This window comes from Mycolicibacter hiberniae, from assembly GCF_010729485.1.
GTDB classification, from domain to species: domain Bacteria; phylum Actinomycetota; class Actinomycetes; order Mycobacteriales; family Mycobacteriaceae; genus Mycobacterium; species Mycobacterium hiberniae.
This window is the reverse complement of sequence record NZ_AP022609.1, coordinates 2,288,867-2,315,785: the sequence shown is the minus strand read 5'-3', so window position 1 is coordinate 2,315,785 and position 26,919 is coordinate 2,288,867. Positions and strand designations below refer to the sequence as shown.

Annotated in this window: 21 protein-coding genes; 14 read left to right on the top strand and 7 right to left on the bottom strand. The window is 68.9% G+C overall.

The window, feature by feature from the left end; all coding sequences use genetic code 11:
* Positions 1-4: 4 nt before the first annotated feature.
* The 3 genes from G6N14_RS10920 to G6N14_RS10910 all read right to left on the bottom strand — a co-directional run bounded on the left by G6N14_RS10920 (position 5) and on the right by G6N14_RS10910 (position 3,679).
* Complete coding sequence (locus tag G6N14_RS10920; RefSeq protein WP_085137557.1) at positions 5-1,249, bottom strand: glycosyltransferase family 4 protein; 1,245 nt, start codon at positions 1,247-1,249, stop codon at positions 5-7.
* A 100-nt stretch (positions 1,250-1,349) separates the two neighbouring features.
* Positions 1,350-2,852 (bottom strand): 1,4-alpha-glucan branching protein domain-containing protein, encoded by a 1,503-nt coding sequence (locus G6N14_RS10915; RefSeq protein ID WP_163787309.1) that lies wholly within the window; start codon positions 2,850-2,852, stop codon positions 1,350-1,352.
* Between the two features lie 29 nt (positions 2,853-2,881).
* Positions 2,882-3,679 (bottom strand): class I SAM-dependent methyltransferase, encoded by a 798-nt coding sequence (locus tag G6N14_RS10910; protein WP_085137561.1) that lies wholly within the window; start codon positions 3,677-3,679, stop codon positions 2,882-2,884.
* A 195-nt stretch (positions 3,680-3,874) separates the two neighbouring features.
* Here G6N14_RS10910 and G6N14_RS10905 point away from each other — a divergent pair, with 195 nt between their 5' ends.
* The 9 genes from G6N14_RS10905 (at position 3,875) to mnmA (ending at position 14,094) form a co-directional block, all read left to right on the top strand.
* Positions 3,875-4,666 (top strand): electron transfer flavoprotein subunit beta/FixA family protein, encoded by a 792-nt coding sequence (locus G6N14_RS10905; protein WP_085130404.1) that lies wholly within the window; start codon positions 3,875-3,877, stop codon positions 4,664-4,666.
* 38 nt (positions 4,667-4,704) lie between these two features.
* A complete protein-coding gene (locus G6N14_RS10900; protein WP_085137563.1) occupies positions 4,705-5,661 on the top strand; it encodes an electron transfer flavoprotein subunit alpha/FixB family protein in 957 nt (318 codons plus the stop codon).
* Between the two features lie 11 nt (positions 5,662-5,672).
* Entirely contained in the window at positions 5,673-8,453 is a 2,781-nt protein-coding gene (locus G6N14_RS10895; protein WP_264079980.1) for a helix-turn-helix transcriptional regulator, read from the top strand.
* A gap of 91 nt (positions 8,454-8,544) precedes the next feature.
* Positions 8,545-9,288 (top strand): SDR family oxidoreductase, encoded by a 744-nt coding sequence (locus G6N14_RS10890; protein ID WP_085137565.1) that lies wholly within the window; start codon positions 8,545-8,547, stop codon positions 9,286-9,288.
* Positions 9,285-10,013 (top strand): SDR family NAD(P)-dependent oxidoreductase, encoded by a 729-nt coding sequence (locus G6N14_RS10885; protein ID WP_235674200.1) that lies wholly within the window; start codon positions 9,285-9,287, stop codon positions 10,011-10,013. Before G6N14_RS10890 ends, G6N14_RS10885 begins: the two co-directional genes overlap by 4 nt.
* Positions 10,014-10,095: 82 nt before the next feature.
* Positions 10,096-10,962 carry a GNAT family N-acetyltransferase gene (locus G6N14_RS10880; RefSeq protein WP_085137569.1) on the top strand — a complete coding sequence of 289 codons (867 nt, stop codon included), beginning with the start codon at positions 10,096-10,098 and terminating at the stop codon, positions 10,960-10,962.
* A complete protein-coding gene (locus G6N14_RS10875) occupies positions 10,959-11,774 on the top strand; it encodes a lysophospholipid acyltransferase family protein (RefSeq protein ID WP_085137571.1) in 816 nt (271 codons plus the stop codon). Before G6N14_RS10880 ends, G6N14_RS10875 begins: the two co-directional genes overlap by 4 nt.
* A gap of 62 nt (positions 11,775-11,836) precedes the next feature.
* Positions 11,837-13,021, top strand: coding sequence for a cysteine desulfurase family protein (locus tag G6N14_RS10870; protein ID WP_085137865.1), 1,185 nt, complete (start codon positions 11,837-11,839; stop codon positions 13,019-13,021).
* Positions 13,018-14,094 carry a tRNA 2-thiouridine(34) synthase MnmA gene (gene mnmA, locus G6N14_RS10865; protein WP_085137573.1) on the top strand — a complete coding sequence of 359 codons (1,077 nt, stop codon included), beginning with the start codon at positions 13,018-13,020 and terminating at the stop codon, positions 14,092-14,094. The genes G6N14_RS10870 and mnmA overlap by 4 nt, the downstream gene beginning before the upstream one ends.
* A 34-nt stretch (positions 14,095-14,128) precedes the next feature.
* On the opposite strand, the gene G6N14_RS10860 is transcribed toward mnmA, so the two are convergent.
* Positions 14,129-14,758 (bottom strand): sensor domain-containing protein, encoded by a 630-nt coding sequence (locus G6N14_RS10860; RefSeq protein ID WP_085137575.1) that lies wholly within the window; start codon positions 14,756-14,758, stop codon positions 14,129-14,131.
* A gap of 56 nt (positions 14,759-14,814) precedes the next feature.
* Between G6N14_RS10860 and G6N14_RS10855 the strand changes: the two genes are divergently transcribed.
* Positions 14,815-15,828, top strand: a complete 1,014-nt coding sequence (locus tag G6N14_RS10855) for a uroporphyrinogen decarboxylase/cobalamine-independent methonine synthase family protein (RefSeq protein WP_085137577.1) — start codon at positions 14,815-14,817, stop codon at positions 15,826-15,828.
* A gap of 36 nt (positions 15,829-15,864) precedes the next feature.
* Here the strand turns inward: G6N14_RS10855 and G6N14_RS10850 are convergent, their stop codons facing one another.
* Positions 15,865-16,260 (bottom strand): MmcQ/YjbR family DNA-binding protein, encoded by a 396-nt coding sequence (locus G6N14_RS10850; protein ID WP_085137579.1) that lies wholly within the window; start codon positions 16,258-16,260, stop codon positions 15,865-15,867.
* Positions 16,261-16,293: 33 nt separating this feature from the next.
* On the opposite strand from G6N14_RS10850, the gene ligA reads away from it, so the two are divergent.
* The 3 genes from ligA to G6N14_RS21210 all read left to right on the top strand — a co-directional run bounded on the left by ligA (position 16,294) and on the right by G6N14_RS21210 (position 23,334).
* Positions 16,294-18,369: an NAD-dependent DNA ligase LigA gene (gene ligA / locus G6N14_RS10845; protein WP_109559942.1), complete on the top strand. Its 2,076-nt coding sequence runs from the start codon at positions 16,294-16,296 to the stop codon at positions 18,367-18,369.
* Positions 18,370-18,513: 144 nt separating this feature from the next.
* The gene (locus G6N14_RS21215) at positions 18,514-20,940 is read left to right on the top strand and encodes a PGRS repeat-containing protein (protein WP_264079979.1); all 2,427 of its coding nucleotides are present in this window, start codon (positions 18,514-18,516) and stop codon (positions 20,938-20,940) included.
* Between the two features lie 42 nt (positions 20,941-20,982).
* Positions 20,983-23,334, top strand: coding sequence for a glycoside hydrolase family 5 protein (locus G6N14_RS21210; RefSeq protein WP_085137583.1), 2,352 nt, complete (start codon positions 20,983-20,985; stop codon positions 23,332-23,334).
* A gap of 32 nt (positions 23,335-23,366) precedes the next feature.
* On the opposite strand, the gene G6N14_RS10830 is transcribed toward G6N14_RS21210, so the two are convergent.
* Both G6N14_RS10830 and G6N14_RS10825 read right to left on the bottom strand, forming a co-directional pair.
* Positions 23,367-24,512 (bottom strand): zinc-binding dehydrogenase, encoded by a 1,146-nt coding sequence (locus G6N14_RS10830; RefSeq protein WP_085137585.1) that lies wholly within the window; start codon positions 24,510-24,512, stop codon positions 23,367-23,369.
* Between the two features lie 50 nt (positions 24,513-24,562).
* A complete protein-coding gene (locus G6N14_RS10825) occupies positions 24,563-26,179 on the bottom strand; it encodes a flavin-containing monooxygenase (RefSeq protein WP_085137587.1) in 1,617 nt (538 codons plus the stop codon).
* Between the two features lie 126 nt (positions 26,180-26,305).
* Between G6N14_RS10825 and G6N14_RS10820 the strand changes: the two genes are divergently transcribed.
* Entirely contained in the window at positions 26,306-26,902 is a 597-nt protein-coding gene (locus G6N14_RS10820) for a TetR/AcrR family transcriptional regulator (protein ID WP_085137589.1), read from the top strand.
* Positions 26,903-26,919 lie beyond the last annotated feature (17 nt).

The window sequence follows — 26,919 nt, the reverse complement described above, 5'->3', positions numbered from 1 at the left end:
GGGTCTACCGGTCGGGCAGCGCGTGTTCGATGATCGGCCGGCGGGGCTGCGGGTCGCGCTCGCGGCGCTTGGCCGCCAGGTACACCTGGGCCGTCTCCTCGGCGACGGTGTGCCAGTCGAAGTCGGAGCTGAGCCGTTCCCTGGCCGCCACGGCGCGACGTTGAGCCGCCGCGGGGTCATCGAGCACGCGGCACACCGCGGCGGCCAGGGCCGGCACGTCGCGCGGCGGGCAGGACACGCCGGTCTCGCCGTCGATGACCGCCTCGCCCAGTCCGCCGACGTCGGCCACCACCAGCGGAGTGCCGGCGGCGGCGGCCTCGAGTGCCGCCAGGCCGAACGGCTCGTAGTGGCTGGGCAGCGCGGCCACATCGGCCCGATGCAGCAGTTTCAGCAACTCGTCATGGTCGACCCGGCCGATGAACCGGGTTGCCTTGAGCACCCGGTTCTTTCGGGCGCACTCGACCAGCCAGTCCTGCTGGGTACCGTCGCCCGCGACGGTCAACGTGGTGCCCGGGTGAGCGCGCCGGATCCGGGGCAGGGCCGCGATGATGTCGTGGACGCCCTTCTCGTATTCGAGACGCCCGACGAACAACAGCTCGGGGGGGTCGCTGCGCGGCTGTCGTTGGGCGAAAGGCCAACGCGCGGCGTCGATTCCATTACGGATCACGGTGGTCTCGGCGAGCCCGGGACCGAACAGGTCGGTAATCTCATCACGCATCGACGCCGAACAGGTGATCAGTGAATCGGATTCGCGGACCAGCCACGACTCCACCGCGTGCACCTGGCGGCTCAACGCTCCCGACACCCAGCCGGAGTGCCGTCCGGCCTCCGTGGCATGGATGGTGGAAACCAGCGGCACGTCATAGAACTCGGCGAGGGTGATCGCCGGATGTGCCACCAGCCAGTCGTGGGCGTGCACCAGATCGGGACGCCACACGCTTTGGCCGCCATCGATCTTCAGCGCCAGTCCGGGGCGGACCATCGAATGGCCCATCGCCAGCGTCCAGGCCATCATGTCGGTACCGAAGGAGAACTCGTGGGGGTCCTGCGCGGCGGCAACCACCCGCACACCCTCGCTGATCTCATCAGAGGACGGGTGCGTGCTCGGGTCGGTGCCGTCGGGGCGCCGGCACAGTACGACCACGTCGTGTCCGGCTGCGGCCAGCGCGGTCGACAGGTGATGAACATGGCGACCCAGTCCGCCGATCACCACCGGCGGGTATTCCCACGACACCATCAGGATCTTCACGTGGCGGGTCCGTTCTTATGGGTCGGGCGGAGGCAGCGGCGGTCGTAGCCCCGGCGTTTCGGGCGCGCGCAGATGCGCGCGCCGTAGGTGGCGCGGGGGTTCACCGTGGCAGCCTACGGGCATCGAGGGCGCCGAACAGGCCGTCGGCCCGATTCCAGCCGTCGGCCAGGCGTGCGGCGGTGTCCCGGTGCCCGCCGGCCAGGGCGTCGGCGATCTCCCGGGTGGCGTGCGCATGCAACTGCGCGCGGTAGCGGGCGTAGTCGGCCGCGGAGTCCTTGCTGACCATGAACGGCCAGTCGCTGGACACCGTCAGCAGGGCCTCACGCAGGATCTGATCGGCGACCCGGTCGCGCGGAGTGGGACCAGACGGCGTCGCCGACTGTGCCAGGGCCTTGTCGACGGCGCCCAGGGCCGTCTCGGTCACCTCGGCGTTGAGCTGCACCAAGTCGGCGACCTTCTCGCCGGCCCACACCCGCCAATCCTTGCCCGAGCCCCACGAACTGGGCGGCAGTTCCACCGGCTGACCGACGAAGCCGGCGCTGATCGCGTCCGAGAGGGTGCCGACGCGGATCCCCGCTTCCGGCAGGGCCCGCAGCACCCGGCCCAGCCAGGTCGGTCCCTCATACCACCAGTGGCCGAACAGCTCGGTGTCGAAGGCCGCGACCACATGCGCCGGGCGCCCGATCCGTTGCGACTCCGCCTGCAGCCGCTTGCGGACCACCGAGACGAAGTCGGCGACGTGGGCGTCGATCGCGGCGTCGGCGCGCTGCGGGTCATACGGTGCCTTCTGCTCGGGCGCGACGTTGCGGCCCGTCACGCGTGACGGCTTCAGCCCGGTGCGGTGGTCATAGGTGTGGAAATCGCGGTAGGCCTCATGCCCGGGATAACCGGACTTCGGCGACCACACCCGGTAGCTGACCGACAGGTCACGGCCGAACGCGATCACGCCGGAGTCGCCCACCGGCCGGCCCAGCGTGGTGTCGCCGTGCAGCGACGGTCCGTCGACCATGAAGTGCGTGACGCCGGCAGCCGCGTACTCGGTCTCCAAGCCGGGGGTGTAGGCGCACTCCGGAGCCCAGATGCCGGTGGGCGTATTGGCCAGCCGCGCCTGGGCGTCGGCCAGGCCCTCCCGCAGTGCGAACTGGCGCAGCCGGGGCGCCAGCAGCGGCTGGAACGGGTGGGCGAGCGGACCGCCGAGCAATTCCACCGTTTCGGCCTGCGCCAGTTCGCGCAACAGCGGGCTGGCGCCGTGGCGCCACAGCAACCCGAACTCCTCGAGGGCCTGCTCGGCGACGGCGCATTCCCGCAGCCCGAACGGGCGGATGTCGGGCAGTGTCGTGGCCTGGGTGGCGCGCAGCTGCCAATTCGCCAGCCAGTGGTGCATTCCGTCCAGGCAGTAGGGATCGTCGAGTTGGGCCGCGACCACCGGTGTCACGCCGAGCGTGAGGAGGTTGCGCCGGCCTTCGGCGGCCAGGCTCCGCAGTACCCGGATCAACGGCAGGTACGCCGCCGACCAGGACTGGTAGAGCCATTCTTCGCCGACCGGCCAGCGGCCGTGGTGTGCCAGCCAAGGCAGATGGGTGTGCAGCACCAGGGTGAACATGCCCGGTACCGAGCCGCCGGATTCCTCGCTCACGGGCGCACCGCGATCGCCACCAGATCCAGGCTGTCGTCGATGTTGCGTTCGGCGGCTTCCAGGATGTCGAAGTCGTCGCTGGTGACCGCGGCGACATCGGCCAGCAACTCCGGCGGCCACGGCGCGTCGGCGACCGCCCGGGCGATCTGGGCGTCGATGATCGACCCGCCGTGCCGGGCATCCATGCGCTGCAGCGCCGGACCATGGAAGACGCCGAACATGCCCGCCATGTCGAAGCCGCCCTCGCGCAGCAGCTCGGTCAGCTCGCCGGCGTTGAGTTCGCGGGTGTGGAAGGGGTTGATCGGGGTGTCGCGGCCGGGAGAGAAGGTGATCCGGTTGGGGGTGGAGATCATCAGCAGGCCGCCGGGCCGCAGCACCCGGGCGCATTCGGCGATGAACTGCGCCTGATCCCACAGGTGCTCGATGACCTGGAAGTTGACCACGACATCCACGGCGGCATCAGGCAGCGGCAACTCGGCCAGATTCCCCTGGACGGCCTCCACCCGCGGGTAGCGCGCCTGTACGTGGGCCACCGCAGCGTCGTCGTAGTCGAGGCCGATCACCCGTCGTGCGACATCGGCGATCAGGTCGGCGCCGTAACCTTCGCCGCAGCCGGCCTCGAGGACGTCGCGACCGCTGCAGCGAGGTGCGAGCTGCCGGTAGACCACCTCGTGTCGCCGGAACCAGTAGTTCTCGACGTCGAGTCCGGGGATGGTGCGCTCCCCGGTCAGCGTCAGCGTGGCGGCGCCGGGCGGCGTCTCGGTGGGGTCCCCGGGGGGATTCGTAGATTTCATCGCACAGGCAGGCTAACGCGAAGGGCGCGGTCCGCGAACCGGCTACCCCGCACTGGCATTATCACGACCCGCTACGCTGTACACGCGAACCGCATTAAGTTACCGGTGAGTAACATTTCTCGTGCGGCTGCGTGAATCGCTACCGAAGTCTTGTGGCCCGCCGCAGGACCCCTTCGAGGAGGACGAACCACACTCATGACGAACATCGTGGTCCTGATCAAACAGGTCCCAGACACCTGGTCGGAGCGCAAACTCAGCGACGGTGACTTCACGCTGGACCGTGAGGCTGCCGACGCCGTACTCGACGAGATCAACGAGCGCGCCGTCGAAGAGGCGCTGCAGATCCGGGAGGCCGAAGGCGCCGAAGGCACGGTCACGGTCCTGACGGCCGGCCCCGAGCGGGCGACCGAGGCGATCCGTAAGGCGCTCTCGATGGGTGCCGACAAGGCTGTGCACATCCTCGACGACGGTATGAAGGGTTCCGACGTCATCCAGACCGGCTGGGCGCTGGCGCGTGCCCTGGGTGCCATCGAGGGCACGGAGCTGGTCATCGCCGGTAACGAGTCGACCGACGGCGCCGGTGGCGCGGTTCCGGCGATCATCGCCGAGTACCTGGGCCTGCCCCAGCTGACCCACCTGCGCAAGCTGACCGTCGAGGGCGGCAAGATCACCGGCGAGCGGGAGACCGACGACGGCGTGTTCACCCTGGAGGCCTCGTTGCCGGCCGTGGTGAGCGTCAACGAGAAGATCAACGAGCCGCGCTTCCCCTCCTTCAAGGGCATCATGGCCGCCAAGAAGAAGGAAGTCACCGTGCTCACCCTGGCCGAGATCGGCGTCGAAGCCGACGAGGTCGGTCTCGCCAACGCCGGTTGCAAGGTGACCGCTTCGACCCCGAAGCCGCCGAAGACCGCCGGCGAGAAGGTGACCGACGAGGGCGACGGCGGCAGCAAGATCGCCGAGTACCTGGTCGGCCAGAAGATTATCTAAGCGCTCCCCGGACCTGGAAGAAGACGGAAGAAATAGACATGGCTGAAGTACTTGTGCTCGTCGAGCACGCTGATGGAGCGCTGAAGAAGGTCAGCTCCGAACTGATCACCGCCGCGCGTGAGCTCGGCGAACCGTCTGCCGTCGTCGTCGGTGCCCCCGGCACTGCCGCCCCGCTGGTGGACGGCCTGAAGGCGGCGGGCGCCGCCAAGATCTACGTCGCCGAGTCTGACGTGGTGGCCGGCTACCTGGTCACCCCGATCGTCGACGTGCTCGCCGGGCTGGCGGAGTCGGCCGCCCCCGCGGCGGTGCTGATCGCCGCCAACGCCGAGGGCAAGGAGGTCGGCGGACGGCTGGCGGCCCGGATCGGTTCGGCTCTGCTGGTCGACGTGGTTGACGTCAAGCCCGGCGCCAAGGTGGTGCACTCGATCTTCGGTGGTGCCTACACCGTCGACGCCGAGCCCACCGGCGAACTGCCGGTCATCACCGTGCGGGCGGGTGCCGTCGAGCCGGTGCCGGCCGACGGCGCGGGCGAGCAGGTCAATGTCGAGGTTCCCGCGCCGGCCGAGAACGCCACCAAGATCACCTCGCGGGAGCCCGCCGTGGCCGGTGACCGGCCGGAGCTCACCGAGGCTCCCTTCGTGGTCGCCGGTGGTCGCGGTGTTGGCAGCGCGGAGAGCTTCTCGGTGGTCGAGGAGCTGGCCGACTCGCTCGGGGCCGCCGTCGGCGCCTCGCGTGCCGCGGTCGACTCGGGCTACTACCCGGGTCAGTTCCAGATCGGTCAGACCGGTAAGACGGTTTCGCCGCAGCTCTACATCGCCCTGGGTATCTCCGGTGCCATCCAGCACCGGGCCGGTATGCAGACGTCCAAGACCATTGTCGTGGTCAACAAGGACGAGGAAGCGCCGATCTTCGAGATCGCCGACTTCGGCATCGTCGGCGACCTGTTCAAGGTCGCTCCGCAGCTGACCGAGGCGGTCAAGGCCCGAAAGGGTTAGATTTCCTCTGTGTGAGCAGTCGGCAAAGCCCCCGCACGCCTGGCGTGTCGGGGGCTTTGCCGTTTCTGCGAGGGCGCGACGCCCAGTGCCGGCAGCTGCGCGAGATGCTCGGTGCCGCGCGCGCCGGCCGTAGCCAGGTGCTGGTCCTGCGGGGCGAGGCCGGGATCGGCAAGACCGCCCTGATGGACCACCTGGCCGGCGCCGCGACGGATTTCCAGGTGATCCGCGCCGCCGGGGTGGAGTCCGACATGGAGCTGGCGTTCGCCGGGCTGCAGCAGCTGTGTGCCCCGCTGATCGACCAGGCCGGCCTACTGCCCGAACCGCAGCGCGAGGCGCTGGCCGTCGCCTTCGGCACCAGCAGTGGGTCCGCACCGGACCGGTTCCTGGTAGGGCTCGCGGTGCTGGGGCTGCTCGCCGGAGTCGCCGGCAGCAAGCCGCTGCTGTGCCTGGTCGACGACGCCCAGTGGCTCGACCGCGTCTCGGTGCAGGCGCTGGGCTTCGTGGCGCGCCGGCTGTTGGCCGAACCCGTGGTGCTGGTGTGCGCGTTGCGGGAGCCCGTCGAGGGTCTGACCGGGCTGCCCAAGCTGGTGTTGCGCGGCCTGGCCGACTCCGACGCCCGTGCGTTGCTGGAATCAGCACTGCCGGGCCGGATCGACGCCCGGGTCGCCGACCGCATGGTCGCCGAGACGCACGGCAACCCGCTGGCGTTGGTGGAACTGCCACGGGGACTGTCCGCCGCCGAGCTGGCCGGCGGGTACTACCGCCCGGACGTGGTGCCGGTGGCCGGGCAGATCGAAAGCCACTATCTGGCGCGGATTCGCGCGCTGCCCCACGACACCCAACGGCTGATGTTGATCGCCGCCGCCGAACCGCTGGGGGACGCCACCCTGCTTTCGGCGGCCGCCCGGGCGCTGGGCCTGGCTGCCACGGCCATGGCCCCGGCCGAGGAAGCCGGCCTGATCGAGGTGGGTGCGCGGGTGCGGTTCCGGCATCCCTTGGTGCGCTCGGCGATCTACCGTGCGGCAGGCCTGCAGGACCGCCGAGACGCCCACCGCGCGTTGGCGCAGGCCACCGACCCCGAGCACGACCCCGACCGGCGGGCCTGGCATCGCGCCCTTGCGGCAGCCGGCCCCGACGAAGCGGTCGCCGTGGAGCTGGGCCGCTCTGCCGACCGTGCCGCGCTGCGCGGCGGCGCGGCCGCCGCGGCGGCCTTCCTGGCCCGCGCCGCCGAACTCACCCCGGACCCGCTCCGGCGCGGCTCCCGCGCACTCGATGCCGCCGAAGCCAAGATCGCGGTGGCCGAGTTCGATGTCGCCGGCGAACTGCTGGCCGTCGCCGAGCTGGCGCCGCTGGACGAGTTGCACAGTGCACGGCTGGCGCGGATGCGCGCGCAACTGGCGTTCACCCGGGGCCGGGGCAGCGGGCACGCTCCCACCATTTTGGACTCTGTGCATCAATTCTTCAGGGCGGCAAGTCATTTGGAGTCATTGGACGCGGAGATGGCCCAGCAGGCCCTCCTGGAGGCGGTCAGCGCGGCGATGTACGCCGGCCGGGCCTTTGGCGACCACGTACGCGGGCACACCGCGGCGGCGCTGGCCGCCGGATCGCAGAATCTCCCGCACCGGCCTGCCGATCTGTTGCTGCGGGCCCTGACCACCAGAATCAGTGCGGGTGTCCAGGCAGGCCGTGCGCCGCTGCATGCGGCGGTCGCTGCGCTCACCCCGCAAACCTGGTCCTGGCAGGCGTTTCCGGTCGGCTACGAAGCCGCGGTGCATGACTTGTGGGATGACGAGTCCTGGTATCGGATCGCCACCGACGCCGTGCGCGTGGCCACCGACACCGGCGCGCTGGCGATGCTGCCCACCGCGTTGGCCACCCGGGCCGGAGTGCATGTGCTGGCCGGTGAGTTCGCTGCCGCGGGGGCACTGATCGCCGACGCCGAGGCACTTTCGGCGGCCGCCGGCCAAACGCCGGTGCGCTATCACGCGCTGGTGCTGGCGGCCTGGACGGGTGTCGAGGCGGAGGCCACCGCGCTGATCGAGGCTGCGGCGCGCAGCGGGGCGGCGCGCGGGGAGGGCCGGATCATCGCGCTGATCGGCTACGCCTCCGCGGTGCTCTACAACGGGCTGGGCCGCTATCGGCCGGCGTGCGAGAAGCTGCGTCATGCCCTGGAATACGAAGATCTGGGGCTTTACGGGATGAACCTGGCCGAGCTGGTGGAGGCGGGAGTCCGGGCGGGCGAGCCGGAGCTGGCGGCCCAGGCTCTGGCGCAGTTGGCTGACCGCGCCACGGTCAGCGGAACGGACTGGGGGCTGGGCGTGCTGGCCCGCTCGTGCGCGCTGATGCGTGACGGGCCGACCGCCGAGGAGCATTACCGCGAGGCCGTCGAGCGGCTGGGGCGCACCCGGATCGCCGTGGACCTGGCTCGTGCGCACCTGCTGTACGGGGAATGGCTTCGCCGGGAGAAGCGGCGCACCGACGCTCGCGCTCAGCTGCGGATCGCCCACGATATGTTCAGCGGGTTCGGTGCCCAGGCCTTCGCGCAGCGCAGCCGGCGCGAACTGCTTGCGCTGGGGGACAAAGCCGGCCCCCGGACTGCGGCCGCCGGAGAGGTCCTGACGCCGCAGGAACGTCAGATTGCAGACCTGGCGGCTGCGGGCCTGACCAACGTCGAGATCGCCGCGCAGTTGTTCATCAGTGCGCACACCGTCGAATGGCACCTGCGCAAGGTCTTCGCGAAGCTGGGCATCCGCTCACGCCGGGAACTGCGAGACACCGCCACGCACGGCTGAGCGGAAGACTACGGACTTTCCGGGGTTCCCCCACCCGCCCCGCGGTGTCAGGGTCGAGGTATCGAACCGTACGGGAAGGGGTGTGGTCGGGATGAAGATCACTGTGATGGGCGCCAGCGGGCAGATCGGCACCAAAGTCGTCGAACTGCTGCGCGCCGCCGGCCACGAGACGGTGGCCGCGGCCCGCAGCGGCGGGGTCGACGTCGTCACCGGAGACGGCCTCGCCGAGGCCTTGTCGGGCGCCGACGTGCTGGTGGACGTGCTGAACTCGCCGGACTACGCCGACGGCCCGGTGCTGGAGTTCTTCACCACCTCCACCACCAACCTGGTCGGTGCAGCCACCGCGGCCGACGTCGGCCACTACGTTGTGCTGTCGATCGTCAACTGCGACGGCCTCCCCGGCAGCGGCTACATGCGCGCCAAGGTCGCCCAGGAACGCATCGTCGCCGAGTCCGGCTTGCCCTACACCATTGTTCGCGCCACCCAGTTCCACGAGTTCGCCGACGGCATCGTCGCCTCGATCACGGTGGACGGCGAGATCCGGGCGCCCGAAGGCCTGATCCAGCCGATCGCCGGTGCCGACGTGGCTGCCGAAGTGGCCCGGGCCGCTCAAGCCGCGCCCACGGACGGGATCGTCAACATCGGCGGTCCCGAGAAATTCAGCTTCGCCGAGCTGGCCGCCCTCGTCCTGGACCATCGCGGCGAAAAGCGCCCGATCGTGGTCGACTCGTCCGCGGTCTACTTCGGCACCAAGGTCGGTGACACCGGCCTGGTCACCGGCGACGGCGCCACCCTGGCCCCCACCCGGCTGGTCGAATGGCAGGCGTCCCAGTGAGCGAACTGGCGGGGCAGACGGCGCTGGTGACCGGCGGTACCTCGGGCATCGGCCTGGAGTCCGCGCGGCTGCTGGCGCGCCACGGCGCCGAGGTGATCATCACCGGCCGTTCGGCTGCTCGTGGTGCCGCCGCGGTGGAAGAACTCGCCGGCGCGGTGCGATTCGTGGCCGCCGATCTCTCTGACCTCGACTCGGTGGCCTCCCTGGTGCGGGAATGCGGCGATGTCATCGACATCGTGGTGAACAACGCCGCCAGCTTCCCCGGTGCGCTGACCGTGCAGCAGGACGTGGCGTCGTTCACCGCGACGTTCGACACCAACGTGCGCGGCGCCTACTTTCTGGTCGCCGCCCTGGTGCCGGGCATGTTGCGCCGCGGACGCGGCAGCATCGTCAACGTCACCAGCATGGTCGCCCACAAGGGCGTGCCCGGTGCGTCGAGCTACAGCGCGTCCAAAGCCGCGTTGGAGTCCCTGACCCGCACCTGGGCCGCCGAATTCGGCCCGCACGGCGTACGGGTCAACAGCGTTGCGCCGGGGCCCACCGCCACCGAGGGGGTCGCCGCGCAGTGGGGCGACGTCAACGACCAACTGGGTCGGGCGCTGCCCCTGGGGCGCACCGCACGCGCTGCGGAGATCGCCGAAGCCGTGCTGTTCCTCGCCTCGCCGCGGTCCAGCTTCATCACCGGATCGACACTTCACGCCGACGGCGGCGGAGTCGCCGCCTGACGCACAATTCGTCACCAAGGGTGCACCGAGATGTCATGCGGTGATTGCCTGGTCGCAGCTTGGCTAGGCGACCGTGCTCGGTGTGAGCACTGGTTCTGTTCTCATCGCCCCCCAACCCGCAACCGATTCCCCTTCCTCTGGTACCAAAAGCCCGCGTTACTCGCTGCTGGTGTCCACCGATCCCGACATGATCGACGCCGCGCAGCGGCTGCGCTACGAGGTGTTCAGCACCGAGCCCGGCTTCTGTCTGAGCGATTCCGGGCAGCCCCACCCCGGCCGCGACGCCGACCGCTTCGATGAGCACTGCGACCACCTGCTGGTACGCGACGATGATTCCGGTGAGCTCGTGGGCTGCTATCGGATGCTTCCGCCCACCCGGGCAATCGCCGCTGGAGGCCTGTACAGCGCAATGGAATTCGACATTTCAGCGCTGGATCCGCTACGTCCCGGTCTGGTCGAGATGGGGCGCGCCGTAGTCCGGCCGGGCCATCGCAGCGGCGCGGTGGTGCTGCTGATGTGGGCCGGGATCCTGGCCTACCTGGACCGCTACCAGTACGACTACATCACCGGCTGCGTCTCGGTTCCGGTGCGCGGCGAGGGTGCCCCCGGATCTCAGATACGCGGTGTGCGCGACGTCGTCCGGCGGCGGCGCGCCTGTCCCTACCAGCTCACCCCGTATCGGCCGGTGACGGTCGACGGCAACAGCCTCGACGAGATCGCGCCGCCGGCGCGCCCGACCCTGCCCCCGCTGCTGCGCGGCTACCTGCGCCTGGGGGCGCGCATCTGCGGTGAGCCGGCCCACGACCCGGCCTTCGGGGTCGGTGACTTCCCGGCCCTGCTGCGCCGCACCGACGCCGACATCCGCTACCTGCGGCGGCTGAGGTCGGTGTCCGCCGCAGCGGTGATGTCCGGGACGCCGGCCGGGGCCGACACGGCCGTCCCGGCGTGAACGGGCCGGCCGGAAACGCCTGGGCTCCCCAGGCGGTCTGCACGCCGCGCTGCATCCGCGGGGGCGAGCGGCGAGCACGGGCGGTGGTGGCCCTGCGGCTGGTGCTGGCGGTGCTGCTGGTGCCACTGCTGCCGCTGGCCGCGCTGCCGGTCCCCGGGCGCGCCCGGCTGCAGCGGGGCTGCTGCCGGTTGATGTTGCGCTGCTTCGGGGTGCGGGTGACCACGACCGGTGGGCCGGTACGCAACCTGCGCGGGATATTGGTGGTCAGCCCGCACGTGTCCTGGCTGGACGTGTTCGTGATCGGTGCGGTGTCGCCGGGGAACTTCGTCGCGCGCGCCGACCTGATCGGCTGGCTCGGAATCGGGACGCTGGCACAGCTGATGCGAATCATCCCCATCGAGCGCGACAACCTGCGCCGGTTACCGGTGGCGGTCGCCGCGGTGGCGGCCCGGCTGCGCGCCGGGCGCACGGTGGTGGCCTTCCCCGAGGGCACCACCTGGTGTGGGCGCTCCCACGGCCGGTTCTATCCGGCGATGTTCCAGGCCGCCGTGGACGCGGCCCGGCCCGTACAGCCCCTGCAGCTGAGCTACCACCATCGCGACGGCTCGCCGTCGAGTGTGCCGGCCTTCGTCGGCGACGACACCCTGCTGGCCTCGATGCGCCGGTTGATCACCGCACGACGCACCGTCGCCCGCGTGCACGTGGCCGCCCTGCAACTGCCGGGCACCGACCGGCGTGAGCTGGCCGGCCGTTGCCAGGCGGCGGTGGACTGGCCGGTGCGGCAACCCCGGCGAACCCGCATCGTGTGCTGAACGGCACAGCCGCCCGCCGCAGCGCCGGGCCGGCTGCTGGTGCCCGGTATCCTGGCCAGGTCATGGTCTATCTGGATCACGCCGCCACCACCCCGATGCATCCGCAAGCCATCGAGGCGATGACGGCTGCGCTGGCAACGGTGGGCAACGCCTCCTCGCTGCACGCGGCGGGCCGCGCAGCGCGACGCCGGATGGAGGAGTCCCGCGAATCGGTCGCCGCACGGCTGGGCGCACGCCCGTCGGAGGTGGTGTTCACCGGCGGCGGCACCGACGGCGACAACCTGGCCGTCAAGGGCATCTACTGGGCCCGACGCGATGCCGACGCCCGTCGGCGCCGCATCATCACCACCGAGGTGGAGCATCACGCGGTGCTGGATTCGGTCGGGTGGCTCGCCGAGCACGAAGGCGCCGAGATCACCTGCTTGCCCACTGAGCCCGACGGGTCGGTGTCGCCGGATGCGCTGCGCGCCGAACTGGCCGCCGGTGGGGCCGACGACGTCGCCCTGGTATCGGTGATGTGGGCCAACAACGAAGTCGGAACGGTGCTGCCGATCGCCGAACTGGCATCGGTCGCAGGCGAGTTCGGAGTGCCGATGCACTCCGACGCGGTGCAGGCCGTCGGGCAGCTTCCGGTCGATTTCGGTGCCAGCGGCTTGGCCGCCCTGAGCCTGACGGCCCACAAGTTCGGCGGACCGTGTGGGACCGGCGCATTGCTGATCCGTCGTGACGTGAGCTGCGTCCCGTTGACACACGGCGGGGGACAGGAACGCGACATCCGTTCCGGCACGCCCGATGTCGCCGGAGCGGTAGGCATGACGGCGGCGCTCGAGGTGGCCGTCGGCTCGCTGGAGACCACCGCGGTGCGGCTTGCCGCGTTGCGTGATCGGCTCATCGACGGGGTGCTCGCCCGCATCGACAACACCCGCCTCAACGGGTCCCGGACCCAGCGACTGCCCGGCAACGCGCACTTCACCTTCGCCGGCTGCGAAGGAGACTCCCTGCTGATGTTGCTGGACGCCAACGGCATCGAATGCTCCACCGGATCGGCGTGCACCGCGGGAGTCCCGCAGCCGTCGCACGTGCTGACCGCTATGGGCGCCGACCCGGTGGCCGCCCGCGGATCGCTGCGACTGTCGCTGGGGCACACCAGCGTCGACGGCGATGTGGACGCCGTGCTGCAGGTGCTGCCGGGCGCGGTGGAGCGGGCCCGCCAGGCGATGCTCGCGGCCAGCGGAGCGCCACGATGAAAGTGGTCGCCGCGATGAGCGGCGGCGTGGACTCCTCGGTGGCGGCGGCGCGCATGGTCGATGCCGGGCATGAGGTGGTCGGCGTGCATCTGGCCCTGTCGCGCAACCCCGGCACCCTGCGCACAGGTTCCCGAGGCTGCTGCTCGCGCGAAGACTCCGACGACGCCCGCAGGGTCGCCGACGTCCTGGGAATCCCGTTCTATGTATGGGATTTCTCCGAACAGTTCCAAGACGAGGTGATCGACGACTTCGTCGACTCCTACGCCCGCGGCGAGACCCCCAACCCCTGCGTGCGATGCAACGAGAAGATCAAGTTCTCCGCGGTGGCCGCCCGAGCGCTCGCGCTCGGTTTCGACATGGTGGCCACCGGTCACTACGCCCGGCTGGACAACGGTCGGCTGCGGCGCGCGGTGGACCCCGACAAGGACCAGTCTTATGTGCTGGCGGTGCTGAGCGCCGAACAACTCCGGCACGCGGCCTTTCCCATCGGGGACACTCCCAAGCCGCAGATTCGGGCCGAAGCCGCCGAACGCGGACTGGCGGTGGCGAGCAAGCCCGACAGCCATGACATCTGCTTCATTCCGACCGGCGACACCCGCACCTTCCTGGGCGGCCACATCGGCGTGCGGCCCGGCGCGGTGGTGGACACCCGGGGATCGGTGCTGGCCGAACACGACGGCGTGCACGGCTTCACCATCGGCCAGCGCAAGGGCCTGGGCATCGCCGGGCCGGGGCCGGACGGCCTGCCGCGCTACGTGACCGGCATCGACGCCGCGACCGGAACCGTCACCGTGGGGTCTGCCGCAGATCTGGACGTGGTGGAGTTGACCGGCCGGGCGCCGGTGTTCACCGCGGGCAAGCCGTGGCACGGCCCCGTCGAATGCGAGGTACAGGTGCGCTCCCACGGCGCCGCCGTCGGCGCGGTCGCCGAACTGGTCGGCGACGACCTGCGGGTGCGGCTGCGCGAGCCGCTACGTGGTGTCGCGCGCGGCCAGACGCTGGCCTGCTATCGCCCAGACCCCGCGGGCGACGAGGTGATCGCCAGCGCCACCATCACCGATACCAGCGGATAGCACCAGGGGTCCGGCGTGGCGCACGCCGGCGCGGTCAGCCCGGGATGCCGGAGGCCATGTTCGTCACCACCAGTTCGGCGTCGGACTCCGTAAAGCCGCAGTAGGTGACCTCCAACAAGACCACCGACTTGATCCGGTAAGTCCGACCGCAGTCTCCGGCGCCGGTTCGCAGGGTCTGCCCGTCGGTTTCCCAGTTTCTGACCAAACCCGGCCCGGCCGAACTGTCGGCGCACTCGGCGACCGTGGCGACCAGATCGTCGAGAGCGTGACGGGCCGATTCGGCGTCGGGGTAGACGGCCGCGCCCTCGGAGAGCAGCGCGGCCCGGGGCGGATATTGGTAGGTGGTCTTGTGGAAGCGGGTCGGCGCGGGCCCGAACACCTTGGTCTCGTTGAAGATGAACCGGCACGGCGGAGGCAGGGACTCGGCGAATCCCTCGAGGTCGGTCGGGGTGCGCGAATCCATGGTGGGGATGACCGTCAGTTGCTCGTCGACGCCGACGAGTGCTCTGATCCGGGGCGTGTCGAGCAGGATCCGGTTCAGGTCCACCGAGCCGTCGACCGTCGGCAAGGCCAGCGGGGGTAGCGCCGTCCCGGTCACCAGCCGGGTACAGCCGACCAGCACGGCGGCAACGGCGCACAACGGCAACCACCGCGAGGTCTTCACCCCGTCAAGGCTAGCCCGCCGTGGACCGGGCCACGGCACTTCAATACGGTGGCCCAGTGAGTGCTTTCGCCACCGGTACCGGACTGGGGTCGTGGCCGGGCACCTCGGCGCGCGCTGCGGCCGAGGTGGTGGTCGGGGAGTTGGGCGGCGGCCTGGCCCACCTGGTCGAGCTGCCGGAACGCGGCGTCGGTGCCGATTTGATCGGCCGGACCGGCGCGCTGCTGATCGACATCGCTTTGGACACCGCGCCCCGCGGCTATCGGCTGGTGGCGCGCCCCGGCGCGGCGAGCCGGCGTGCGGTGAGCCTGCTGGGAGAGGACATCGACGCCCTCGAAGAGGCCTGGGAGCTCGCCGGGCTGCGCGGCAGCGGGCACCCCGTCAAGGTCCAGGCAGCGGGTCCCCTGACCCTGGCGGCGCAGCTGGAGCTGGCCAACGGGCACCGCGCGGTCACCGATCCCGGCGCGGTGCGGGACTTGGCCGCATCGCTGGCCGAGGGTCTGGCGGTGCACCGGGCAGAGCTGGTCCGCCGGCTCGACACCGAGGTATTCGTCCAGCTCGATGAGCCTTCCCTGTCCGCAGCGGTCGCCGGCCGGCTGGCCGGGGTCACCGCGCTGAGCTCGGTGCCCGCCATCGAGGAAGCGGTGGCCACCGCGCTGCTCGACGGCTGCGCAGAAGCCCTGAAAGCGGAGGTGCTGGTGCACAGTTGCGCATCCGATCTTGCATGGAATGTGTTGCAGCGCAGCGCGATTACGGCGCTGGCGCTGGACTGCACAGCACTGGAATCCGGTGACTACGACCAGATCGGCGCATTCATCGACTCCGGCCGCACGGTGGTCATGGGGATGGTGCCCGGGCTCGCCCCGGCGCGACTGCCCGCCGTGGAGGAACTGGCGTCGGCGGTGGCCGCGATCACCGACCGGGTCGGATTCGGCCGCTCGATACTGGCCGAGCGGGTCGGGATCAGCCCGGTCTGCGGTCTGGCCGGCGCCAGCGCGGCGTGGGCGCGCACCGCGGTCGGGCTGGTGCGCAAGGCGGGCGAGGCGCTGCACGACGACCCGGAGGCTCTGTAGCAACGTCCGGCCCGAACGGCTGGGCGCATGCCGCGGTCAGGGCACGTCCAGACACCGGATCAATCGTTGCGGCGCGGTCAGCCGAAACGAGGCGTCGACCAGTTCGCGGACTTCGTCCCAATCCACCGCGGCGGCGTCGAGATCCAGTCCCAGCCAGCCGAACGGACCCAGGTACATCGGAAAGAAGAACCGCCCGTCCTGCTCCAGCGCCCGCCGCTCCGACTCGTCGATCTTGACCAGCAGCGCGTGCGGATAAGCCAGGACCGTGCCGGTGGTCTTGCTGGAGCCCCCGTAGATCGCGAACATCTTGGGCGCGCAGAACACCGGGCGGCCCCAGGAGACCTTCTCGAACGCTTCGGGAAAGCCCAGCGCGATGCCGCGCAGCTCTGCCAGGCCGGGGTCATCGTCGGCGAACATGATCGGGTGTGGCATGCCGCCAGGGTAGCCAGCAGATAACCTGCGGTGGTGAGTCCACAGGCCGACAGCGTGACCCCGGAACTCCGGCGGCAGTGGCACGACCTGGCTGAAGAGGTGCGCGAACACCAGTTCCGCTACTACGTCAAGGACGCGCCGATCATCACCGACGCGGCCTTCGACGAGCTGTTCAACCGACTGCTCGCGCTGGAGGATGCCTACCCGGAGCTGCGCACCGCCGACTCGCCGACCCAGCTGGTCGGCGGCGCGGGTTTCACCACGGATTTTGCGCCCGCCGAGCACTTGGAGCGGATGCTGTCCCTGGAGGACGTGTTCTCGCCCGACGAGCTGACCGCCTGGGCGGCACGGGTCACCGCCGAGATCGGCGGCGACACCACGTATCTGTGCGAGCTCAAGGTCGACGGCGTGGCCCTCGGGTTGGTCTACCGCAACGGTCGGTTGAGCAGCGGGGCCACCCGTGGCGACGGCAGGGTCGGTGAGGACGTGACGCTGAACGCGCGCACCATCGCCGACATCCCCGAATTCCTCACCGACAGTCCGGAATTCCCCATTCCGGCCGTGCTGGAGGTACGGGGCGAGGTGTACTTCCGGCTCGAGGACTTCGAGACTCTCAACGCCGGGCTCGTCGCCGAGGGCAAGGCGCCGTTCGCCAACCCACGTAACAGCGCGGCCGGATCACTGCGGCAGAAGAACCCGGCGGTCACCGCCCGGCGCAACCTGCGGATGGTCTGCCACGGCCTCGGCTACGCGGAGGGGTTCAACCCCGAGACCCTGCACGCCGCCTACACCGCGATGCGGGCCTGGGGTCTGCCGGTCTCCCCGCACACCGCCCGCGTCGAGGGTATGGATGCGGTGGCCGAGCGCATCGGCTACTGGGGCGAACATCGTCACGACGTCGAACACGAAATCGACGGTGTGGTGGTCAAAGTGGACGACCGGGCACTGCAGCGCCGTCTCGGCGCCACCTCCCGGGTGCCGCGCTGGGCGGTCGCCTACAAATACCCGCCCGAGGAGGCGCAGACCACGCTGGTCGACATTCGGGTGAGTGTCGGGCGCACCGGGCGGGTCACCCCGTTCGCCTACATGACCCCGGTCAAGGTCGCCGGCTCCACCGTCAGCCTTGCCACCTTGCACAACGCCTCGGAAGTCAAGCGCAAGGGTGTGCTGATCGGCGACACGGTGGTGATCCGCAAGGCCGGTGACGTGATTCCCGAGGTGCTGGGACCCGTGGTCGAGCTGCGCGACGGCGCCGAGCGGGAGTTCGTGATGCCGACCCACTGCCCAGAATGCGGAACGCTGCTGGCGCCGGCGAAGGAAGCCGACGTCGACATCCGCTGTCCCAATGCCCGGTCCTGCCCGGCGCAGTTGCGCGAGCGGGTCTTCCACGTTGCCGGCCGCGGAGCTTTTGACATCGAGGCCTTGGGGTATGAAGCGGCGACCGCGTTGTTGAGCGCCGGTGTCATCACCGACGAGGGCGATCTGTTCACCCTCACCGAAGACGACCTGCTGCGTACCGCATTGTTCACCACCAAAGGGGGGGCACTGTCCAAGAACGGCCGGCAGCTGCTGGCCAACCTGGACAAGGCCAAATCCCAGCCCCTGTGGCGGGTGTTGGTGGCGTTGTCGATTCGGCACGTCGGGCCGACCGCGGCCCGGGCCCTGGCCACCGAGTTCGGCAGCCTGGACGCGATCACCGCGGCCTCTACCGATCAGTTGGCCGCCGTCGAGGGAGTGGGACCCACCATCGCAGCCGCCGTCACGGAATGGTTCGACGTCGACTGGCATCGCGCGATCGTCGACAAGTGGCGGGCGGCCGGGGTGCGGATGGCCGACGAACGCGACGAGAGCATTGCGCGCACCCTGGAGGGTGTGAGCATCGTGGTGACGGGCTCGCTGGCCGGGTTCTCCCGTGACCAGGCCAAGGAGGCGATCATCGCCCGCGGGGGCCGCGCGGCCGGTTCGGTGTCGAAGAAGACCGCTTACCTGGTGGCGGGTGATGCACCGGGCTCGAAGTACGACAAGGCCGTCGAACTCGGGGTGCCGGTCTTGGACGAGGCCGGTTTCGTCAACTTGCTGGCTGAGGGCCCGCCACCCGGATCGAATTAGCCTACTCTCAGCTTATTGACAGCGTCATCGAAGTGTGGCAGCCTCCAAATCGAAGTGCGACATGATGTTGCAGTTCGTTGGTTGGGTGAGGGCCTGCTGACGCGAACCCGTCAGCTTTCTCGGATCGGGAAGAGCGGGGACACGATGACCACTGGTGAGAACGCCTTCTGGGGCGCCGGAAGCAGCGCCGACACGCAGCCCTCCGTCACGCACCGTTCGCGCGGAATCGCGCGAGACACCCGCAAGCGGGTGCTCGGTGCCAATGTCGCGATTGGGGCGTTCCTGAGCTTCGGTATGCTCCCGCTGGCCACCGCGCCTGCAGCGCACGCAGACCTCGAGGACGTGTTCGATCAGCTGTTCTCGCCGTTTGTGGATGCGGCGTCGAGCACCGTTGACTGGGATGCGTTGTCGGATTCGGCGGCGTGGGAGACGTTCTTCGATTCGGCGCATTGGGAAGCCGCGTGGGCCAATCTGGATGGTGTGGGTGAGCCGTTGGCGGCGTTGGCGTCGCCGGTCGGTTTGACCACGTTGTTCGATGAGTGGTTCTACACCCCGATCCACACCGGCGTCGACAACTTCATCAACAGCGATCTGGGTCTGCAGGTCGGTGGGCTGGTCAACCAGCTGTTGGGTTCATATGCGATCGGGGACGGCGCGGACGGTACCGTCGACAACCCTGACGGCGGTGCAGGTGGGTGGTTGTTCGGTGATGGTGGTGCCGGTTATTCCAGCACTGCCGAGGGTGTGGCCGGCGGTGCCGGCGGTGCGGCGGGGTGGTTCGGCGACGGTGGCGCCGGTGGGGCCGGAGGCGCGGGTGGCGCCGGTGGCGCGGGTGGCGCCGGTGGCTGGCTGCTGGGTGTCGGTGGTGCCGGTGGTGCCGGCGGTGATGGCGAGCTGGGTGGCGTCGGCGGTGAAGGTGGTGCCGGGGGTTGGCTGTTCGGCATCGGTGGTGCCGGTGGTTCCGGTGGTGATGGCGTCGACGGTGGGCACGGTGGTGACGGCGGTAGTGCTATCGGCCTGTTCGGCAGTGGTGGTGATGGTGGTGATGCCGGCAACAGCGGCGTCGGTGGCGTTGCCACCCGGTTGCCCGCCCTGGGCGGCACCGGCGGCAACGGTAGCCTGCTGTTGCTCGGAACCCACGGCGATGTCGGCCAGTTCGGTACCGGTGTTCCACTGAGCGGTGGCACCGGCGGATTCTCGACAGCGGGTTCCTGGCTGATCGACGCCGACGGTCGCGTGGTGATCCTGCACGGTTTGGACCACGTGAACAAGGTGGCGCCCTATGAGCTGTCGGTCGACGGGTTCGGCGCCGACGACGCGGAATTCCTGGCCGCCAACGGCTTCAACAACGTTCAGCTGGGCCTGATCTGGGCCGCGGTGGAACCCGAGCCCGGGGTCTTCGATTATGACTATCTGGCCTCGGTCGCCCAGACGGTACAGACGCTGTCCGCGCACGGCATTTCCAGCAACATCTACATGCACCAGGACCTCTACAGCACCCCGTTCGGGGGCGAAGGGGCGCCGGAGTGGGCGGTACAGACCGGCGGACTGCCTAACATCGACATCGGCTTCCCCTGGAGTTACTTCGTCAACCCGGCGCAGAACCACGCATGGGATGCGTTCTGGGGCAACGCCAAGGCGCCCGACGGGGTCGGACTGGAGACCCACCACGCGCAGATGCTGCAGGTCGTGGCCAACTACTTCAAGGACAACCCCGGCGTGGCCGCCTTCGGTATCGTGGCCGAACCGCACTCCGGATCGCAATGGCTCTCCAGCCTGTTGGGCAGCCCGTACTTCGACTCTCAGCAGCTAACCCCCTTCTACAACCAATCGGTCGCGGCGATCCGGTCGGTCGACCCTTACACACCGGTGTTCGTACAGCCGAATGTGCTCTTCAATTTGGGCGTCCAGACCCAATTGGGCACGGTGAACGACGAGAAGGTCATCTACTCGTTCCAGCACTTCTGCCCGTCGGTCGACCTGTTCGGCGTCGACTTCTTCTGCAACCTGTTCGCCGATATCGCGATCGATAACGCGGCGACTTACCCAGACGCGCACAACATCCCGGCACACATCGGCGGCTTCGGGGCCAGCAACGTTCTCGGCGCCCACACCGCGGTAGTGGATGCGGCCGCCCGGCACCAATACGGCTGGGCGACGTGGGTCTACACCGGTATGAACGACATCACCACCACCGCCACGTCTCGCGAGGCCGAGTCGCTGGTCTATGACACCAACCTGCCGCCGACAGGCGACAATGTCGATGCCGCGAAGCTGGAGGTGCTCGCCGAGCCGTATCCGCAGGCGGTGTCGGGCATTCCCAACGCGTGGTCGTTCGACAACGGCACGTTCCAGCTCAGCTACTCCACGCAGATGGCCGACGGTCAGGGCGTCTTCGCCGCCGGTGCGCAGACCAACATCTCGGTGCCGCCGGTCATCTACCCGAACGGCTATGAGGTCAATGTCACCGGCGGCCAAGTGGTCTCGGCGCCCAACGCCACCGTGCTGGTCATCGCCTCCGACCCCGGAGCCACCACCATCAACGTCACGGTCACCCGGGTCGGGGCATAACCGCTGCGCCAGACCCGATTCGCTGTTTTCGCAGGAGGTTTCATGGGCGCGCGGCCCGGCACGAGGACCAACGGCCAGGCGCGGCTCGCCGCCGCGGCCTGCACCGGAGTGGGTATTGCGGTGCTGCTTCCCGCGGTGCCGGCGCGGGCGGATCTTGATGATGTGTTCGATGAGTTGTTCTCGCCGTTTGTGGACGCGGCGACCAGCGGCGTCGACTGGGGTGCGTTGTTGGATTCGGCGGCGTGGGAGACGTTTTTGGACCCGGCGCATTGGGATGCCGCGTGGGCCAATTTGGACGGCGTGGGCGAGCCGCTGGCGGCGTTGGCGTCGCCGGTGGGTTTGACCGCGTTGTTCGATGAGTGGTTCTACACCCCGATCCACACCGGCGTCGACAACTTCATCAACAGCGATCTGGGTCTTCAGGTCGGCGGTTGGGTCAACCAGCTGTTGGGTTCGTATGCGATTGGCGACGGCGCGGACGGCACTGCGGAGAATCCTGATGGTGGTGCCGGTGGGTGGTTGTTCGGTGATGGTGGTGCCGGTTATTCCAGCACTGTCGACAGTGTGGCCGGTGGCGCCGGTGGCGCGGCGGGGTGGTTCGGCAACGGTGGTGCCGGCGGGGCCGGGGGCGAGGGCGCCGCCGGAGGCGCTGGTGGCGCCGGTGGTTGGTTGCTGGGCATCGGTGGTGCCGGTGGTGCCGGTGGTGATGGAGAGATCGGCGGGATCGGTGGCTCCGGTGGTGCCGGTGGCTGGGTGTTCGGCATCGGTGGTGCCGGCGGTGCCGGTGGTGATGGCGTCGACGGCGGGCACGGTGGTGACGGCGGTAGTGCTATCGGCCTGTTCGGCAGCGGTGGTGACGGTGGCGATGCCGGTAACAGTGGTGTGGGTGGGGTTGCCACCCGGTTGCCTGCACTGGGCGGTACCGGCGGCGACGGCAGCCTGTTCATGTTCGGATCCCATGGTGACGTCGGCCAGTTCGGTACCGGTGTTGCGCTGAGCGGGGGCGGGACCGGTGGGTACTCGACGGCCGGTTCCTGGCTGATCGACAGTGACGGTCGCGTGGTGATCCTGCACGGCTTCGACCACGTGAACAAGGTGGCGCCCTACGAGTTGTCAGCCGACGGATTCGGCGACGACGATGCGGCGTTCCTGGCCACCAACGGCTTCAACAATATTCAGCTGGGCCTGATCTGGTCTGCGGTCGAGCCGCAGCCCGGGGTCTACGACTATGACTATCTGGCCTCGGTTGCCCAGACCGTGCAGACGCTGGCCAATCACGGCGTCACCAGCAACATCTACATGCACCAGGACCTCTACGGCACCGCGTTCGGCGGGGTGGGGGCGCCGGAGTGGGCGGTGCAGACCGGCGGGCTGCCCAACCCCGACTTCGGCTTCCCCTGGAACTACTTCGTCAACCCCGCTGGGAACCACGCCTGGGATGCGTTCTGGAACAACGCCAAGGCGCCGGACGGTATCGGGCTGGAGAATCACTACGCGCAGATGCTGCAGGTGGTGGCGCACTACTTCAAAGACAACCCGGGCGTGGCCGCCTTCGGGGTGATCGCCGAACCGCACTCAGGATCGCACTGGCTCTCGACTCTGTTGGGCAACCCCTACTTCGACTCGCAGCAACTGACTCCGTTCTACAACCAAGCGATCGCGGCGATCCGCTCGGTGGATCCGGACACCCCGGTGTTCGTGCAGCCCAACGTGCTGTTCAATCTGGGCGTCCCCACCCAGCTGGGCGCGATCGACGACGACAAGGCCATCTACTCGTTCCAGAACTTCTGCCCGACTTCAGACCTGTTGGGTATCAACCTGTTCTGCGACGTCTTCGCCGATATGGCACTCGCCACCGCCGCGCGGTACGCCGACGAGCACGACATCCCGGCCCACATCGGTGGGTTCGGCAACAGCAACATTCCTGGCGTACACACCGCATTTACAGATGCCGCCGTCGGGCACCGGTACGGCTGGGCGACGTGGACCTACACCGGCCAGAACAACAATATGGACATCCCCGTCCCAGCCCGTGCGGCGTCGTTGGTGTACAACACCAGCCTGCCGCCGACCGGCGACAATATCGACGCCGCGAAGCTGGAGGTGCTCGCCGAGCCCTACCCGCAGGCGGTCGCGGGTATTCCGAACAACTGGTCGTTCGACAACGGCACGTTCCAGCTCAGCTACTCCACGCAGATGGCCGACGGCCAGGGCGTCTTCGCCGCCGGTGCGCAGACCAACATCGCTGTGCCGGCCGTCATCTACCCGAACGGCTACGACGTGAGTGTCACCGGCGGCCACGTGATCTCGGCGCCCAACGCCACCGTGCTGGTCATCGCCTCCGACCCCGGAGCCACCACCATCAACGTCACGGTCACCCGAGTCGGGGCATAACCGCTGCGCCCGATCCCGACCCGGGGGCCTCGCTACACAGTAGGGTCGATGAGAATCTTCGCGTGGTCGTCGGGACTGGCCAGCGCCTCGAACGCCCCGTCGACCCCGGCCAGTGAGACGGTGGCGGTGATCAGCGGTGTCGGGTCTATCTTCTTCTTGGCGAGCATTCTGACGGTCTGGCGGAACTCAATCGGGGTGTATCCCAGGACGAAACGGATGTCGAGTTCTTTGTTGATCGCCATCGCGAGCCGCAGCCGGTCCTCGCCCATGCACACCCCGGCGACGATGATGCGCGACATGATCGGCGCGGAGGTGATCACCGAATTCAGGACTCCAGGGACGCCGACGCATTCGAAGATCACCGGGGCTTTGGGGCCAACCCCCACAGATTCGAGCGCCCTCCAGGTCTGCCACAGCGGGATCGGCAGGGTGTTCGCCGCTTCGGTGGCGCGTAGCAGCAGGCGCATCGCGGCTACTGAGCTGGTGAAGTACCCGGGCCGTTTCTCGACGTAGTCGATGGGAGATTCGGTCGCCGGATCGACGACGATGTCGGCCCCGCATTTCTTGGCCAACGCGCGTCGTGCCGCGCTGTAGTCGCTGGCGATCACCGTGCGAACACCCCGCGCCTTGAGCATGAGCACGACCGCGAGCCCGATGGGGCCCGCGCCGATGACGACGGCGATCTGGCCTCGCCGGATCTTTGACCGCCGCACGGTGTGCAGTCCGACCGCCATGGGCTCGGTCAGCGCGGCGATGTCGGTGCTGAGTTCGTCGGGGACGGGCACCATCAAGGATTCTTCGACGAGCAGTTCCTCGGCGTAGCCGCCCGGCGCAGACGCCGAAAGCCCGATCGGATGTATGCCCTCGCCCGCGCGCCGCAACGGAAAAGCCACGACGCGGCTTCCGATCGGAGCCCGCTTCTTGCACCGTGGACCGTATTCGAGGATCTCGCCGCAGAACTCGTGCCCGAACACGGTGCAGTCGGTCGATCGCATCGCCTCCAGGTATCCCATGTCGGCGGCCACGTCGGCCAGATCGTCGCTGTGGTGGCGTGCGTGCAGGTCAGAACCGCAGATGCCGCACCGAAGCACCTTCAGGCGGACTTGACCGCGGCCTGGACGCGGTGTGGGAAGTTCGGAAACCGACAAAGTGCCGTCGTGGCAAACAACTGCTCTCACGGTGTATCCAGCCTGTCTCGGGTTTGTCGATGTCGGAGAGTCTAGGGCGGTCAGCCTTGCCGGGCGGACCCGGCAGCGGCGGTGTCCGGGCTGGCCGCCCGGTCATTGCCGGACGCGTGAGCGGTGGTGAACCGGTAGTCGTCCAGCGGGAAACGCTTGGCGCGGCGGGCGGTATTCCACGTCGTGGTGGGCCGGATGGGGACATCGCCGTGCTTGTCGAAGTAGTAGCTGTTCGAGGAGCAGCAGCCCTTCTGCCAAAAGATCTGACGGTAACGGCGAGACAGCATGGCTTCGAAAAAGCGGGAATTGGCCTCGGGTTTGATCTCGACGAGCGTGCTGGCGGTGGCTCGCGCGTGGTTCAAGCAGCGCACGATATGCCCGGCCTGCGTTTCGATGAGGTTGAAATACGAGGAGCCGTTATAGCCGTAGGGCCCGTATACGGAGAAGTGGTTGGGGAAACCGGGAACGCTGACTCCCTCGTAGGCCTGCAGCCTGTTCGCATCCCACCAGTCGGCCAACCGTTGTCCGGAGTTGCCGATCAGCTCGTAGGTCGGATTCGCATCGGGGTCCGCGATTTTGAAACCGGTGGCCAGGATGAGGACATCCAGTTCGTGGGTCGCACCGTCGGCCGTGACGACACCGCGCTCATCGATGCGGGAGATGGCGTTGGTCTCCAGGTGCACGTTCGCTCTGTTGTAGGCCGCGTAGTAGCTGTTGTGGAAACTCGGGCGTTTGCAGCCCAGCGTGTAGGTGGGCAGCAGCTTTTCGCGCAGCGCGGGATCCTTCACCTGGCTGTACAGATAGAGCTTCGCCTGCTGCTGCGCGAGCTTTCCGACCGGGAAAAACTTGTGATAGTGGGCCACGATGGGGAAGGTGATCTCGACAAACGCCTCACTGGCGACCCGTAGCGCAAGTTCCAGGGCGGGAATTCTGCCGATCAGGGTCTGCACGGCACCGGGAATCTTGAGGTCGAGTTTCGGCATGCACCAGATCGGGGTGCGCTGGAATACCGTCAGGTGCCGGGTTCGCGGGGCAATGGCCGGAATGATTTGGACGGCGGAGGCCCCCGTTCCGATGATCCCGACCCGGGCGTCGGAGAAGTCGACCGAGTCATCCCAGCGGGCGCTGTGCATGACCGATCCGGCGAAGAGTTCGATGCCCTCGATGTCGGGCATCTTGGGTGTTGTCAGCGCCCCGGACGCGTTGATGACAAAGCGGGCGCTGATGTCGCCCTGTTGGGTGCTCAGGCGCCACAGCGCATGGGCTTCGTCGAACCGGGCCGACTGCACGTTCGTGTTCAGCCGCAGCCGGCCGCGAAGGCCGTACTTGTCCACGCAGTGACTGGCGTAGTCCGCCAGTTCCGCACCGTTGGCGTAGGTGCGCGACCAGGTGGCCCGCTTCTCGAATGAGAACTGATAGCTGTACGACGGGATGTCGACCGCCACCCCGGGGTAGCGGTTCCAATGCCAGGTGCCGCCCACGCCATCCCCATCGTCGAGGATCACGAAATCGTTGAACCCCGCCTCGACGAGCTTGATCGCCGAGCCGATTCCCGAGAAGCCCGCGCCGACGATCACGATCTCGTGGTCGGGGATCCCGCGCTGCTCCGGCCCGGCGCCGTCGGCCTCGTTGCCCGGCGCTGACAAGGCGTGATCGCTTGTGGCCATGAGTTCCTCGCTGTGTCGGCTCGGGAATGACGCACGACCGACGTGCGGCCCCGGGAACGCTGAAGTGCAACAGTATGTCGCATTTAGGTGCTCGAAGTCTGGCACGCGTCGATTACGCTGTCAACCATGGCGCGTGGGACTTCGTCGGTCGACACGAGCCGGATGCGATCCGACGTGATCGAGAACCGGCAACGAATCCTGGAGGCGGCAACCGACGTCCTCGCAGGAGACCCGAACGCCTCGATGCAGGAGATCGCCGACGCCGCGGCGCTCAACCGAGGCACCCTCTACCGGCACTTCCCGAACCGGGAGCAACTGGTGGTCGCCATTCACGCGGCAGCGGTGGCGAATATGCGCGAGCTCTACCTATCACTGCCGAAGTCCGGTCCGGTGTTGCCGAGCCTCATAGAACTGGTCGGTCCCGCCGTCGAAGTCGCCAGTCGCTACCGGGTGCTGATTTTGGCTCCGATCGCCGATCCCAGCCGGTTGGTCGCCGAGGCGCAGTCGATGGAGGTGCTCGCCGCGGCGGTGCACCGGGCGCAGCGGGCCGGCGAAGTCGACCGGCGGATATCGCCGATCGTCGCGGCAACCACCTTCGGCAGCCAGATTCTTGCCGCTGCCACCTTGATCGCCCGCGGCGGTGTCGCGCCTGCCGACGCCATTGCGCAGACCAGGCTCGTCTTGCGCAAAGCGCTGACGGCCGCGCCGGAGACCAACGATTGAATGGAGCCGGGCGTGCC

What these genes read in the sequence shown, in the direction of transcription:
- G6N14_RS21215 (WP_264079979.1), top strand. Translation starts at nt 18,514, where the DNA reads ATGACCACTGGTGAGAACGCCTTCTGGGGCGCCGGAAGCAGCGCCGAC.
- G6N14_RS10905 (WP_085130404.1), top strand. Translation starts at nt 3,875, where the DNA reads ATGACGAACATCGTGGTCCTGATCAAACAGGTCCCAGACACCTGGTCG.
- G6N14_RS10890 (WP_085137565.1), top strand. Translation starts at nt 8,545, where the DNA reads ATGAAGATCACTGTGATGGGCGCCAGCGGGCAGATCGGCACCAAAGTC.
- G6N14_RS10870 (WP_085137865.1), top strand. Translation starts at nt 11,837, where the DNA reads ATGGTCTATCTGGATCACGCCGCCACCACCCCGATGCATCCGCAAGCC.
- G6N14_RS10820 (WP_085137589.1), top strand. Translation starts at nt 26,306, where the DNA reads ATGGCGCGTGGGACTTCGTCGGTCGACACGAGCCGGATGCGATCCGAC.
- mnmA (WP_085137573.1), top strand. Translation starts at nt 13,018, where the DNA reads ATGAAAGTGGTCGCCGCGATGAGCGGCGGCGTGGACTCCTCGGTGGCG.
- G6N14_RS10850 (WP_085137579.1), bottom strand. Translation starts at nt 16,260, where the DNA reads ATGCCACACCCGATCATGTTCGCCGACGATGACCCCGGCCTGGCAGAG.
- G6N14_RS10910 (WP_085137561.1), bottom strand. Translation starts at nt 3,679, where the DNA reads ATGAAATCTACGAATCCCCCCGGGGACCCCACCGAGACGCCGCCCGGC.
- G6N14_RS10825 (WP_085137587.1), bottom strand. Translation starts at nt 26,179, where the DNA reads ATGGCCACAAGCGATCACGCCTTGTCAGCGCCGGGCAACGAGGCCGAC.
- G6N14_RS10915 (WP_163787309.1), bottom strand. Translation starts at nt 2,852, where the DNA reads ATGTTCACCCTGGTGCTGCACACCCATCTGCCTTGGCTGGCACACCAC.
- G6N14_RS10900 (WP_085137563.1), top strand. Translation starts at nt 4,705, where the DNA reads ATGGCTGAAGTACTTGTGCTCGTCGAGCACGCTGATGGAGCGCTGAAG.
- G6N14_RS21210 (WP_085137583.1), top strand. Translation starts at nt 20,983, where the DNA reads ATGGGCGCGCGGCCCGGCACGAGGACCAACGGCCAGGCGCGGCTCGCC.